The following is a 13,750-nucleotide window of genomic DNA, read 5'->3' as shown; positions in this document are numbered from 1 at the left end:
CTCGCTCCGGTCCCTAATTCATGTCCTCAATGAGCCGGCCGTGTTTGCGGGTTTGTTCCAGAACCGCGCCAAAGGTGGTCAGGCCGCGGGCTTCCAGCATCGGCAGCATCCTGCAGAACACTTCTGCAGTGGCGCGGGCGTCGCCCATGGCGGTGTGGCGCAGCGCAGGGGGAATGGCGACATCCAGCCGGTCGCACAGCGCGTCCAGCGTGTGGTTCTGGGAGGCGCCGAACAGAATGGCGCTCAGCAGCACCGTGTCCAGAACCGGCTGATCCCAGGTGACACCGGACCGCTTGGCATGGCGGTGCAGGAATGCCATGTCAAAGGGCGCGTTATGCGCCACGATCACGGCATCCGAGGCAAAGCGGTGGAAGTCGCGGGCGGCGTTGGCGATGCCCGGCCGCCCCCGCACCATGACATCGGTGATGCCATGCACCCTGCTGGACGCGGCGGGAATGGGGCGGCCCGGGTTCACCAGGGTCTCAAAGGATTCGCTCTCGATGATCCGCCCGCGCACCACCCGCAGGGCGCCGATCTGGACGATCTCGTCCTTGTGCGGCAGAAGGCCTGTTGTTTCGGTATCGAACACCACGTAGCTGAGGTTCGAGAGACTGCGGCTGCCCAGGTCCGTATGGTCGCCGTCGAGCAGGGCAAAGTCATACACCAGCGGGCGGGCGTCCGCGGGGGCAATCCCGGCATGGGCGCCTTCGAACAGGATGATATAGCCCGGGGCGCCGCCCAGCGGTTTCAGCAGCAGGTCAAAGACCTGGGCGCCGCTGGCGCTTTTGACTTCGGCCCGGACCTCCTTGCCGCTGCGCACCAGTCGGCCGTAAGCGGCCTCCAGCCCTGTGAGGTCCAGAAAATCCGACAGCGGGGCATTCAGCCGCGGCGGCGCTTCCTGGGCCAGCACCGCGGCGGCCTGGCCGTCATACAGAACGATCTGATGCGCCGGGCTGGCCATCACGGTGGCAATGGGAATGTCGGTCAGCAGTGCTGCAAGGCGGGATTTCTCGGCTTCCAGGTGTTCGGTTTCGCGGGCGATGGCCTCAGCCGCGTCCAGTGCCGAGGCGCCGAGCTTGCCGGCCAGCCCCTCCGCGGCAGCAGCGAGATCGCCCAGGTAGCGCGCGCCGTGGGTGTCCAGTTCCTTGCTGACTCCGGCATGGGCGCGGGCACGCATGCCCGCGGCCAGACGCTCAATTGGTTTGGCGACGTTCTCGTCGAACAGCAGCCAGACCGCAGCGCAGAGGCCGAGCAGGGCGAAGCTGCTGAGCAGCCCGGAGAACAGGAAGGCATCCGTCAGCTCCGGCCGGTCTGCGCGGCTGTAGCCCAGCCACAAGGCGCCGGTGGTGACGGCGATGCCGCCAAGGGCGAGCAGGCAGAAGAACAGGAATATCCTGAGCCGCAGGCTGAGGCGCGAGTGCATGGCTATCCTCCGCAGGCAATGGTCAGAATCGCGTCATCTGCCTCGCCGGCAACCCAGTCCAGCCCCTTGGGCAGTCCGGTGCCGGAAAACACGGTGGTGCCGGACGCCAGCGCGCGCTGCCATTTGTTGCAATCCAGGACAGCGGGCCGTTTGCTGACCGGTGCCCAGCGGCCGAAGAAATAGAGATCGGCCAGAAACACCTGGGGATGCGCCTGATGGCTCTTCATGGTGGCGGTATCGACGGCGGCAAAGCGGTCAATGTAAGGGACAACCTGGGTCCAGGGCCGGTAGAAGCTCTGGTTCCTGATCGTTTCCGCCACCACCAGCCCCTTCGGCAGAGCGGCCTTGGTGCGCGGGTACCAGCCGTATTCGGAGGCAATGGTGGCCGCGATCATCGCCAGGCCTGCCGCCACCGGCGCTATCCAGCGCGGCAGCCTTCCTTTCAGAGCCCGGTTCAGCAGCATCACCACGCCGGCCGCGGCAATGCCTGCAAAAATCACCGCAATCAGTTCCAGAAACATTTGCTCTCCCCGCAGGCCCGCGGCCTATTCATCATTCTCACATTTTTCACGCCGCAGGCTCCCGGATTTTCTGCAAGTGCAGCCCTCAGCTCAGCATTCCCTTACCGTGCCCCGCCGCGGATTGCATTGTTTTTACCACAACAAAGGCGTCGCGCAGATGGCTTCTCTCAAAATCCGACAGGTCGGAAGGGGCCAGATAGTTGTCCGGCGCCTGGCCGTTGCGGATCTGTGCCGCCTGATGCTCAAGCCGGGTCTGGGCGATCAGGTCATAGGCGTCCAGCAGGTCCCGCGCACCGGAGGGGCTGAGTACGCCTGCGGCCTCTGCCGCTTCCAGCCGGACGCGGGTGTTGACCCCGGCCAGCTGGCCCTGCAGGGCATAAATCCGGCCCAGATCAACCACGGGCACAACCCCGTTGTGCTTCATGTCCAGCGTGTTGCGGTGCTCGCCCGAGCGGATGGTGGCCAGCCCGCGCAGCAGGCCCAGCGGCGGTGCGTGCTTCAGCGAGTTGGCGGTCATATGGGCGGTGAAGATCGAATTGGCGCAGGCGGCTGCCAGGGTCTCCTGCTGCAGAACGGCAAACAATGCGGCATCGCCGCCGATGGGCCGCAGGTCGAACATCACCGAGGCCAGCATTTGCGCCTCCGGGTCCGGCTTTGCGATCCAGCCGCGGAAATAGTCGCGCCAGACCTGCAGCGGCTGCCGCCAGCGGGGATTGGAGGCCATCATGTCTCCGGGGCAATAGACATAGCCGCAGGTGTTGAGCCCGTCGCAGACAAATTTGGCGAGCTGCTCGAAATAGGCCTCATCGCCCGCGGCCAGATCATCGGACAGGATCAGGCAATTGTCCTGATCGGAGACGCCGGTCTGCTCGCGCCGCCCTTGCGAGCCGCAGGCGAGCCACAGGTAGGGCACCGGGGCGGGTCCCAGTTTATCCTCCGCCAGCGCCAGCAGGCGGCGGGTCGCGGTGTCAGCGATGTCGGTGATCAGGCGGGTGACCACCTCGTGCCGGTTGCCGCCCGCCACCAGCTGCACCAGCAGGCGGGGGATTTCAGCGGTGACTTTGGCCATTTCCTCAGCCGAGTCGGCACGGGCGATGCTGGAGACCATCTCGCCCGAGCTGACCGCCTGGAAGCGGGTGAGGTCGGTCTGGGTGACGATGCCGGCCAGCCGCCCGGCCTCGACCACCGGGATGTGGCCGATGCCATGTTCCATCATCATGTGCAGCACGTCGGAGCCGATGGCCGACGGGGGCAAGGTCAGCGGGGCCGGTGTCATCACGGAGTGGACAGGGGTGGAGATGGGTTTGCCCGCAGCAAGGATTTTTCCTGTCAGATCGCGGGTAGTGAGGATGCCTTGCAGCGTTTCGCCGTCGGTGACGCAGACAGAGGAGATGCGGCGGTCGCGCATCAGCTGCGCCGCACCCTGGCAGGTGAGGCCGCTGGAGCAGGTGACCGGATCGCGGGCCATGATGGTTTCCACCCGCGTGGTTGCGAGGCTGGTGCTGTCCCGGCTGCCGGGACGGCGGCGGTCGAAGAATTTTGCGACACTCGGCTGGCTGGCCATCAGGGCGTCGAAGTCCGCCTTGGGCAGAAGCAGCAAGAGCGTCTCTGCTGTGGCCTGAGCTGAGGTCACCGCCCGGCCGCCGCGGGTCAGTCCGCGCTCTGCGAAGGAATTGCGGGGGCCGAGAATGGAGACGGGAATGCCGTTCTCATCGGTCACTTCCACTTCGCCGGTGTGGACCAGGTAAAGCCCCTGCAGCTCCTCGTTCAGCGCATAGACGGGGTCGCCTGCAGCGGCCTCAATCATGCGGAACTTGGGGGCCAGCTCCTGCAGCAGGGCCGGTTCCAGGCTGTCGTAGGGGTGGACCGAGGTCAGGAAGCGGAGCAGCGCGGCGTCAGAGAGGGGCATGGTCGTACCTGCGTGGCATCAGGAAAAAATGGTCCCGCCGAGTGTGAACCGGACGGGACCATGAGGAAAGGGGCGGGCCGCCGGGAAGCAGCCCGCCCAGGGGAGTTTAGTGGTCCTGTGCGGCGCCGGCTCCGCGCGGGATGCGGACGCTTTCCACCAGTTCCTCAATCTCGGCGGGGATCGCCTCGGTCGATTTCGACACGAAGTAGGCCACCGCGAAATTCACCATCGCGCCGATCGCACCGAAGGAGGTGGATTTGACGGTGCCCAGCAGCGGGTCCGCATCGGTGAAGGAGTTGGTGTCCGGGATGAACAGCCAGCCCTTGTGCAGGAAGATGTAGACCAGGGTCACGATCAGGCCTGCCAGCATGCCGGCCACGGCGCCCTTGTTGTTCACCTTGGTGAAGATGCCCATCATCAGCGCCGGGAAGATCGAGGCAGCAGCCAGGCCGAAGGCCAGTGCAACAGTCTGCGCGGCAAAGCCCGGCGGGTTCAGACCCAGGTAGGTTGCCACACCGATGGCCACGGCCATGGCGATCCGGGCCGACAAGAGCTCGCCCTTTTCCGAGATGTTCGGGTTGATCGAGCCCTTGATCAGGTCATGCGACACGGCGGACGAGATCGCCAGCAGCAGGCCCGCAGCGGTGGACAGAGCAGCCGCCAGGCCGCCAGCCGCCACCAGGCCGATCACCCAGCCCGGCAGGTTGGCAATCTCGGGGTTGGCCAGAACCAGGATGTCGCGGTTGAAGTTGGTCAGCTCATTGCCGGCCCAGCCGTTTGCCGCGGCAGTTGCCTGCAGATCGGCGTTCTGGTCGTTGTAGTACTGGATCGCACCGTCGCCGTTTTTGTCTTCCCAGCCCAAGAGGCCGGTCTGCTGCCAGGTCGCCATCCAGTCGTACTTGGGATCTTCTTCGATCTGCTGCACGGTCACGGCGCCGCCTTCGATGCCGCCGTTGGGCCACATCATCTCGGTGATGTTGAGACGCGCCATGGCACCGACAGCCGGGGCGGTCAGATACAGCAGCGCGATGAACACCAGCGACCAGCCGGCCGACCAGCGGGCGTCCGCCACGCGCGGCACGGTGAAGAAGCGCATGATGACATGCGGCAGGCCCGCGGTGCCGATCATCAGCGACAGGGTGAACAGCACCATGTTGAAGGTGTCGCCGTGATGCGCGGTGTACTCGTTGAAGCCCAGCTCGGTCACGATGGCGTCCAGCTTGGCCAGCAGCGGCTCGCCGCTTGCAGCGTGGTCGCCGAACAGGCCCAGGGCCGGGATCGGGTTGCCGGTCAGCTGCAGCGAGATGAAGATGGCCGGGATGGTATAGGCCATGATCAGCACGCAGTACTGCGCCACCTGGGTGTAGGTCACGCCCTTCATGCCGCCGAACACGGCGTAGGCAAAGACCACACAGGCGCCGATCAGCAGGCCCGCAGTGTTGGAGACCTCGAGGAAGCGGCCGAAGGCCACGCCGACGCCGGTCATCTGGCCGATCACGTAGGTGGTCGAAGCCACGATCAGGCAGATTACAGCCACCACGCGCGCGGTCGGGGAGTAGAACCGGTCGCCGATGAACTCGGAGACGGTGAACTTGCCGAATTTGCGCAGGTAGGGGGCCAGCAGCAGCGCCAGTAGCACGTAGCCGCCGGTCCAGCCCATCAGGAAGGTCGAGTTGTCATAGCCGGTGAATGCAATGAGGCCCGCCATCGAGATGAAGGAGGCCGCCGACATCCAGTCGGCTGCGGTTGCCATGCCGTTGGTGACAGGGTGAACGCCCCGGCCCGCGGCATAGAATTCAGATGTGGAACCCGCGCGGGCCCAGATCGCGATGCCGATGTAGAGCGCGAAAGAAGCGCCCACAAACAGCAGGTTGATGGTAAACTGGTCCATCTTATTCTTCCTCCACGCCGTATTCGCGGTCCAGCTTGTTCATCCGGAACGCGTAGAAAAAGATCAGCCCCAGGAACACCAGGATCGAGCCTTGCTGGGCGAACCAGAAGCCCAGATCGCTGCCGCCGACCTTGATGCCCGCGAGCATCGAGCGCAGCAGGATGCCGAAGCCGAATGAAACAACAGCCCAGATTACAAGGCTGACTAGAATGATGCGCACGTTCGCCGCCCAATAGCCTTTATCGGCTTCGGCGGTTTTTGCCGCATTTGTGGTTTGATCCGCCATGGCGGCTCCTCCTCCTTTTCCTCCTGAGCCGCCGCGGGGAACCGGGCGGACTCTCTCCATTTGCCTGCTGCCGGATCAGGGCGCGCAGGCATGACTCCTCCGGTCCGCCAGGGCGGTGCCGTCGGGTATTCCAATGTCCGGGGGACGGGGTCCTGCGGGTTCAGCGCAGGCCCCGTTTCTTGGTTGTTAGCTGGTGGCCTCGGTCACGATGGCCGCCATGTCCTGGGCGATGTCGTCGATACCGCCCATGGCATTGGTGCTTTGCAGAACATCCTTGCCGCCGTAGTAGCTGATCAGCGGCGCGGTCTGCGCGTGATAGGCTTCCAGCCGGCTGGCAACGGTTTCCGCATTGTCATCGGCGCGGCGCTTCATTTCGGTGCCGCCGCACTTGTCGCATTTGCCGGCCGCGGCGGGCTGCTTGAAGCTGTCGTGATAGCCCTCGCCGCAGCCTGCGCAGGTGTAGCGGCCGGAAATCCGCTCGACCATGGCCGCATCGTCCACCTCAAGGCTGATCGCGGCGTTGATCTTCTGCTGGGTTTCCGCCAGCAGCTCGTCCAGCGCCTCGGCCTGCACAGTGGTGCGGGGAAAGCCGTCGAGGATCACGCCCTTGGCGCAGTCCGGCTCTGCCAGACGGTCGCGCAGGATGTTGATCACGATCTCGTCGCTGACCAGCTGGCCCGCTTCCATCACTGCCTTGGCGGCGAGGCCGGCGGGCGTGCCTGCGGCAACCGCCTCGCGCAGCAGGTCGCCGGTCGAGAGCTGCACGTAGCCGAACTTTTCCTCCAGCATCCGCGCCTGGGTGCCCTTGCCGGCGCCCGGAGGCCCCAGCAGGATCAGAACGGCGGGACGGGTCATGACTGCCATATTCATTTCTCAATCACCCCTTGTTCGCGCGGTTTTCGATCAGGTCCTCGACCACAGAAGGGTCGGCGAGGGTCGAGGTGTCGCCCAGGGAGCCGAAGTCGTTCTCGGCGATCTTGCGCAGGATGCGGCGCATGATCTTGCCGGAGCGGGTTTTCGGCAGGCCGGGCGCCCACTGGATCACATCGGGGGAGGCAATCGGGCCGATCTCGGTCCGTACCCAGGCGCGCAACTCCTTGCGCAGGTCCTCGGACGGCTCGCGGTCGTTCATCAAGGTCACATAGCAGTAGATGCCCTGGCCCTTGATCTCATGCGGGTAGCCGACCACCGCGGCCTCGGCCACGGCGGCATGGGCCACCAGTGCGCTTTCGACCTCGGCGGTGCCCATGCGGTGGCCGGAGACGTTGATCACGTCATCGACACGGCCGGTGATCCAGTAGTCGCCGTCCTCGTCGCGGCGGCAGCCGTCGCCGGTGAAGTAGTAGCCCTTGTAGTCGGAGAAATAGGTCTTCTCGAACCGCTCATGATCGCCCCAGACCGTGCGCATCTGGCCCGGCCAGCTGTCCTTGATGCAAAGCACGCCCTCAACGCCGTTGCCTTCGATCTCGACACCGGACTGCGGGTCCAGAACCACCGGCTGAATGCCGAAGAACGGTTTCATCGCCGCACCAGGTTTGAGCGTGTGGGCGCCCGGCAGCGGGGTCATCAGATGGCCGCCGGTCTCGGTCTGCCACCAGGTATCGACGATCGGAACGGTGCCTTTGCCGACAACGTTGTGGTACCACTCCCAGGCTTCCGGGTTGATCGGCTCGCCGACGGTGCCCAGCACCTTGAGAGCGCTCAGATCGCAGCTTTCCACCCATTTGTCGCCCTGTCCCATCAGCGCGCGCAGCGCGGTGGGGGCGGTGTAGAATTGGTTCACCTTGTGCTTTTCGCAGACCTGCCAGAAACGCGAGGCATCGGGGTAGGTCGGCACGCCTTCGAACATCAGCGTGGTGGCGCCATTGGCCAGCGGCCCGTAGACGATATAGCTGTGGCCGGTCACCCAGCCTACGTCCGCGGTGCACCAGTAGATATCGCCGTCATGGTAATCAAAGGTGATCTCATGGGTCATCGCGGCATAGGTCAGGTAGCCGCCGGAGGTGTGCACCACGCCCTTGGGCTGGCCGGTGGAGCCGGAGGTGTAGAGGATGAACAGCGGATCCTCGGCGTTCATCTCGGCGGGCGCGCAGGTTTCATCCGCCTCCAGCGCCATCTCGTTATAGTCGTAGTCGCGCCCGTCCACCCAGGTGGTCTGGCCGCCGGTGCGCTTGACCACCAGGCATTTCACGCTGTCCTTGGTGTGCAGCAGGGCGGCGTCGGCGTTGGATTTCAGCGGGGTCTTGCGGCCGCCGCGCGGCGCCTCGTCCGCGGTGATGATCACCTTGGCGTCGCAGCCGTTGATCCGCGCGGCGAGCGCGTCGGGAGAGAACCCGGCAAAGACAATGGAGTGGATGGCTCCGATGCGGGCGCAGGCCAGCATGGCATAGGCCGCTTCGGGGATCATCGGCAGGTAGATCACCACCCGGTCACCCTTGCGCACCCCCATGTCCCGCAGGATGTTGGCCATCCGGCAGGTGCGGCGGTGCAGCTCCTTGTAAGTGATGTGCTGCGCGGCCTCTTCCGGATCATCCGGCTCCCAGATGATCGCGGTCTGATCGCCGCGGGTCTCCAGGTGGCGGTCGATGCAATTGGCGGAGACATTCAGAGTGCCGTCAGCATACCAGTTGATCGAGACATTGCCGAAGTTGTAGTTCACGTCCTTCACCTGGGTGAAGGGCTTGATCCAGTCGATGCGCTTGCCTTGCTCGCCCCAGAATCCTTCGGGGTCCTTCAGAGAGGCTGCGTACATCTCCTGATACTTGGCGGCATTCACATGCGCGCGGGCAACGGTTTCGTCCGACGGCGGATAGACAGCGTCTGCATGCAGCGCGTTCATTCGGTTTCCTCCCAGAATTCTGTTGGCAAGACAAACGACAACGCTGTGCCGTGGCTGTCAAACCGTTTCCTCCTGGGATCAGATATTACCGCAGTCTGAAAATTTGTGAATAAAATGCTGTGGCCAAAGGATTTATCTGTAAATGAATTTCAAGACGATCAAGGTGCCTGTAAAGAAAATTGTATGCACAGGCATTCTGCCGCTTGTTTTAACAGGTTTTCCTGTAAATCGGACTGGCTGGTGTTTGCGCTCCCATTCCGATCTTGCAGCCCGGGGGCGGCGTACTGCCGCAGGCGGCAGCGGCTTTGCGCCTGCGGCATATTGTGCCACCGCAGCAAGAATGCTGCCCGGAGGGGCGGTGCGAGTCGCTGCGTCACCTTTGCTGCCGGGGGGCTTGGCAGGCCGCAATCGGACCGTTAGCCTGACTGCCAAGCGTCCAGGCCGGATTTGCCTTTCCCGGCAGTGACAAGGGCGCAATTCGGGAGAGTTACATCATGAACAGATATCTGACTGCCGCTGTGGCGGCTGCCGCGGGTTTTGTCATCGCCGGGGAAGCTGCGGCCACCGAGTGGAACGTGTCCCTGTGGGGCAAACGCCGCGCCTTCACCGAACATGTCGAGAAGCTGGCCGAGCTGGTCAGCGAGAAGACCAACGGCGAGTTCACCCTGAACATCAGCTATGGCGGCCTGTCGAAGAACAAGGAGAACCTCGACGGCATCTCCATTGGCGCTTTCGAGATGGCGCAGTTCTGCGCCGGCTACCACCGCGACAAGAACCCCACCATCACAGTGCTGGAACTGCCGTTCCTGGGGGTGAACACACTGGAAGAGGAAGTGGCGGTCAGCCACGCGGTCTATGCCCATCCGGCAGTGCAGGAGGATCTGGCCCGCTGGAACGCCAAGCTGCTGATGACCTCGCCGATGCCCCAGTACAACATCGTCGGCACCGGCGAGCCGCGGGATGAGCTGGCAGAGTTCAAGGACATGCGGGTGCGCGCCACCGGCGGCATCGGCCAGGCGTTCTCCGCCGTGGGCGCGGTGCCCACTTCGGTGACCGCGACGGAGGCCTATAACGCCATGGAGTCCGGCGTCGTCGACACCGTCGCCTTTGCCCAGCACGCGCATCTCAGCTTCGGCACCATCAACAAGGCCGACTGGTGGACCGCAAACCTGAACCCCGGCACCGTGAACTGCCCGGTGGTGGTCAACACCGATGCCTATGAGGCCCTCAGCGATGCCGAGCGCGAAGCGCTGGACAGCTCTGTGGATGAGGCGATTGCCCATTACCTGGAAAACTACGGCGCGCTGCTGACCAAATGGGACAGCGTGCTGGAGGAAAAGGGCGTCGAGAAGGTGATGATCTCCGACGAGCAGCTGGCCGAGTTCCGCAAGGTGGCCGCCGATCCGATCCGCGAGCAGTGGATCAAGGACATGAGTGCGCAGGGGCTGCCGGCGCAGGAGCTTTATGACCTTGTGCAGAAAACCCTGAACGACGTCCGGTCCGGCAGCTAAGGCCTGAACCGACCCAAAGGGCCGGACGTACAGTTCCGGCCCTTTCTGTATAAACAAAGGACGGGGGCAGGGCATGGCAGGCAGCGCGGCGGTGCTGGAAGATGGCAGCCTGGTCAGCAGGCTGGACAGGCGGTTGCTGAAGGCGGAGAAACTCCTGGCGCTGATCAGCGGCCTCGCGGTGTTTTCGCTGATGATCCTGGCGGTGGTTTCGGTCGGCGGGCGCAATGCAATCAACGCGCCCTTGCCCGGCTATGTTGACTGGATCGAACAGATCATGCCGCTGATCGCCTTTATGGGCATCGCCTATGTGCAGCGCGAGGGCGGCCATATCCGCATGGACATTTTCATCGGTGCGCTCCGCGGCCGGGCGCTGTGGCTGTTCGAGCTGGTCTCGGTGCTCCTGATCCTGCTGCTGATCCTCGCGCTGGTCTGGGGCAGCTGGTCGCATTTCCTGCGCTCCTTCGACTTTGCTGCGCCGCTGTGGAGCCGCGACAGCTCCATCGACATCGGCCTGCCGATCTGGCCTGCCAAGCTGCTGGCGCCGGTGGCGTTTGCGGTGCTGGCGCTGCGGCTGCTTCTGCAGGTCTGGGGCTACGGCCGCGCGCTGGTTCTGGGGCTGGAAACACCGCCGGCAGTGCCGTTGGTTCAGAGCGCGGCGGAACAGGCCGCGGCAGAGGCGGAGCAGCTGGCCGGGCATGACACCAATGGCAGCGGGCAAGGGTAGGTCAGATGGAACCGATTGAAATCGGCCTCTGGGTCACAGGCGGCCTGCTGGCGATGGTGGTGCTGGGGATGCGGGTGGCCTTTGCCGCCGGCCTTGCGGGGCTTGCCGGCCTCATTTGGATTTTCTGGGCCAAGTTCGGCTATGATCCGGCCCGGTTCGCGAAGGCGCTGACCATTGCCGTCAAGACCGCAGGGCAGGTGCCGCATTCCAAAGTGTCCAGCCAGGCTCTGAGCCTCATTCCAACCTTCATCCTGATCGGCTACCTGGCGTATTATGCGGGTCTGACCCGCGCGCTGTTCACCGCCGCCAAGCGCTGGATTGCCTGGCTGCCCGGCGGGCTTGCGGTCTCCACTGTTTTCGCGACGGCGGGATTTGCGGCAGTGTCGGGCGCGAGCGTGGCCACCTCCGCCGTTTTTGCCCGCATCGCTATCCCGGAGATGCTGGAGATCGGCTACAACAAGCGCTTTGCCGCAGGCGTGGTGGCGGCGGGCGGCACGCTCGCCTCGCTGATCCCGCCCTCGGCGATCCTGGTGATCTATGCCATCATCGTCGAGCAGGACGTGGGCAAGCTCCTGCTGGCCGGTTTCATACCCGGTGCGTTTTCCGCAGTGATCTACGGCCTTTTGATCGTCGGCATCGCGGTGGTATTCAAATCCGTCGGCCCGCCGGTCAAGGGCTTCACCTGGGGCCAGCGGTTCGCTTCGCTGCCCGGGGCGCTGCCGATCATCCTGGTGGTCGTGATCATCATCTGCTTTGTCTACAACCCCTTCGGCGGCGACGCCTGGGGCACCCCGACCGAAGGCGGCGCCATCGGTGCCTTCATCGTGTTTCTTTACGCGCTGAAGGAAGGCATGAAGTGGACCGAGCTGAAATCGGCGCTCTTGGAAACCGCGAAGCTGACGGTGATGATCTTCACCATTATCTGGGGGGTTCTGATCTATGTGCGGTTCCTCGGCTTTGCGGATCTGCCGGGAGCGTTTTCGGACTGGACCACCTCTTTGGAGATGAGCCCGATGGTGATCCTGATCTGCATCCTGCTGGCCTATGCGGTCTTGGGCATGTTCATGGACGCGATCGGGATGCTGCTGCTGACCCTGCCGGTGGTTTACCCGGCGGTGATGGCGCTGAACGGCGGCGAGAGTGTTGCCGCGGCCGACAGCGCCTTTGGCATGAACGGCACCATGTGCGCGATCTGGTTCGGTATCCTGGTGGTGAAAATGGCCGAGTTCTGCCTGATCACCCCGCCGATCGGGTTGAACTGTTTCGTCGTGGCAGGCGTGCGCCCTGACCTGAGCGTGCAGGACGTGTTCCGCGGCGTGATGCCGTTTTTTGTAGCGGACGCGGTGACCATCGCGCTGCTTGTTGCTTTTCCGGGGATTGTTTTATACCTGCCGTCACTGGCCGGGTAGGGAAGGGCGCTCAGGGTCCACCAAAGCAGATGCACGCGTCAGACCCGTCTTCACATGATTCCTGCCTGCCAGCGCCCGGCGCCGGCTGCTTGTGCTCACGCGAAGGCGGCTCCGAAGCAGATCGGCTTGGCAGGCGGCGGCTCAGGGCCTATATGGCGCGGCATGAAAGATTTTACCCCACTGCACCAGGCCGCGCGTTTGAGCGTCGCGCCGATGATGGACTGGACCGACCGGCACTGCCGCTATCTGCACCGGCTGCTGAGCCGCGAGGCGCTGCTCTATACCGAGATGGTGACCGCGCCGGCGCTGGTGCGCGGCGGCGCGCTGCATTTGCTGGAGTTCAATCCGCAAGAGCATCCGGTGGCGCTGCAGCTGGGCGGCTCGGACCCGGAGGAGCTGGCAGAGGCGGCTCGGCTGGGTGCCGAGGCAGGCTATGATGAGATCAACCTCAACTGCGGCTGCCCCAGCGACCGGGTGCAATCCGGCGCCTTCGGGGCGGTGCTGATGCAGACGCCGGAACTGGTCGCCGATTGCGTCGCTGCGATGCGCGCGGCTGTGGACGCCGAAGTGACCGTCAAATGCCGCATCGGCGTCGATGAGCAGGAGCCGGAGGAGGTGCTGCCGGATTTCCTGGAGAAGATCCGCGCGGCGGGCTGCATCCGGGTGACGATCCACGCCCGAAAAGCCTGGCTGCAGGGGCTGTCCCCAAAAGAGAACCGGGACATTCCGCCGCTGGATTATGACCTGGTGCACCGGATGAAGGCGGCGTTCCCGGATCTGCACATCTCGATCAACGGCGGCATAACAACGCTGGCAGAGGCCAAGGCGCATCTGGACCGCGGTTTGGACGGGGTCATGGTGGGGCGGGCGGCCTATCACCAGCCGGCCGATGTGCTGTGCGCGGCGGACCCGGAAATTTACGGCACCGGCGCGTTGAGCGATGCAGGTGATGCCGTGCGGCAGATGCTGCCCTATATCGAGGCGCGGCTCAGCGAGGGGGCCAAGCTCAACCAGATCACCCGCCACATGCTGGGGCTGTTTGCGGGCAAACCAGGGGCGCGGCAATGGCGGCGGAAGCTGTCCGAGGGCGCCTGCCGGGCCGGGGCCGGTCCGGATCTGGTGCAGGAGGCGCTGGCACAGGTGGAGACCCGCGCCGCAGCGTGACTGTACGCCTCACGCGCTAGTGCCTTGTGCAGGCGGGGAACCGCCGCTAACCCTTTGCCGGAGAAGCAAAGCC

The 13,750-nt window shown here is 64.5% G+C and carries 11 protein-coding genes; 4 read left to right on the top strand and 7 right to left on the bottom strand.

The window, feature by feature from the left end:
- Positions 1-13 precede the first annotated feature (13 nt).
- From KUV26_RS04180 to acs, 7 genes are all read right to left on the bottom strand, one after another.
- Positions 14-1,423 carry an exonuclease domain-containing protein gene (locus KUV26_RS04180; RefSeq protein WP_222507411.1) on the bottom strand — a complete coding sequence of 470 codons (1,410 nt, stop codon included), beginning with the start codon at positions 1,421-1,423 and terminating at the stop codon, positions 14-16.
- Between the two features lie 2 nt (positions 1,424-1,425).
- Complete coding sequence (locus KUV26_RS04175) at positions 1,426-1,944, bottom strand: hypothetical protein (RefSeq protein WP_222507410.1); 519 nt, start codon at positions 1,942-1,944, stop codon at positions 1,426-1,428.
- An 85-nt stretch (positions 1,945-2,029) separates the two neighbouring features.
- Positions 2,030-3,853, bottom strand: coding sequence for a DUF294 nucleotidyltransferase-like domain-containing protein (locus KUV26_RS04170; RefSeq protein ID WP_222507409.1), 1,824 nt, complete (start codon positions 3,851-3,853; stop codon positions 2,030-2,032).
- A 106-nt stretch (positions 3,854-3,959) separates the two neighbouring features.
- A complete protein-coding gene (locus tag KUV26_RS04165) occupies positions 3,960-5,744 on the bottom strand; it encodes a sodium:solute symporter family protein (RefSeq protein WP_222503015.1) in 1,785 nt (594 codons plus the stop codon).
- Between the two features lies 1 nt (position 5,745).
- On the bottom strand, positions 5,746-6,030 hold the full coding sequence (locus KUV26_RS04160; protein ID WP_222507408.1) for a DUF4212 domain-containing protein: 285 nt from the start codon (positions 6,028-6,030) through the stop codon (positions 5,746-5,748).
- A gap of 186 nt (positions 6,031-6,216) precedes the next feature.
- A complete protein-coding gene (locus KUV26_RS04155) occupies positions 6,217-6,900 on the bottom strand; it encodes an adenylate kinase (protein WP_222503017.1) in 684 nt (227 codons plus the stop codon).
- A gap of 7 nt (positions 6,901-6,907) precedes the next feature.
- Entirely contained in the window at positions 6,908-8,869 is a 1,962-nt protein-coding gene (gene acs / locus KUV26_RS04150; protein WP_222507407.1) for an acetate--CoA ligase, read from the bottom strand.
- A gap of 494 nt (positions 8,870-9,363) precedes the next feature.
- Here acs and KUV26_RS04145 point away from each other — a divergent pair, with 494 nt between their 5' ends.
- The 4 genes from KUV26_RS04145 to dusA all read left to right on the top strand — a co-directional run bounded on the left by KUV26_RS04145 (position 9,364) and on the right by dusA (position 13,677).
- Positions 9,364-10,380 carry a C4-dicarboxylate TRAP transporter substrate-binding protein gene (locus KUV26_RS04145; RefSeq protein WP_222507406.1) on the top strand — a complete coding sequence of 339 codons (1,017 nt, stop codon included), beginning with the start codon at positions 9,364-9,366 and terminating at the stop codon, positions 10,378-10,380.
- A gap of 73 nt (positions 10,381-10,453) precedes the next feature.
- On the top strand, positions 10,454-11,104 hold the full coding sequence (locus tag KUV26_RS04140) for a TRAP transporter small permease subunit (RefSeq protein WP_222507405.1): 651 nt from the start codon (positions 10,454-10,456) through the stop codon (positions 11,102-11,104).
- Positions 11,105-11,109: 5 nt separating this feature from the next.
- Positions 11,110-12,513, top strand: coding sequence for a TRAP transporter large permease (locus tag KUV26_RS04135; protein ID WP_222507404.1), 1,404 nt, complete (start codon positions 11,110-11,112; stop codon positions 12,511-12,513).
- 162 nt (positions 12,514-12,675) lie between these two features.
- Positions 12,676-13,677: a tRNA dihydrouridine(20/20a) synthase DusA gene (gene dusA / locus KUV26_RS04130; RefSeq protein ID WP_222507403.1), complete on the top strand. Its 1,002-nt coding sequence runs from the start codon at positions 12,676-12,678 to the stop codon at positions 13,675-13,677.
- The last annotated feature ends 73 nt before the right edge of the window (positions 13,678-13,750 follow it).

This window comes from Leisingera daeponensis, assembly GCF_019801465.1.
In the GTDB taxonomy this organism is placed as follows: Bacteria; Pseudomonadota; Alphaproteobacteria; order Rhodobacterales; family Rhodobacteraceae; genus Leisingera; species Leisingera daeponensis_A.
Note: the sequence above shows the minus strand (reverse complement) of the source record. Positions and strands in the feature narration are given on the sequence as shown.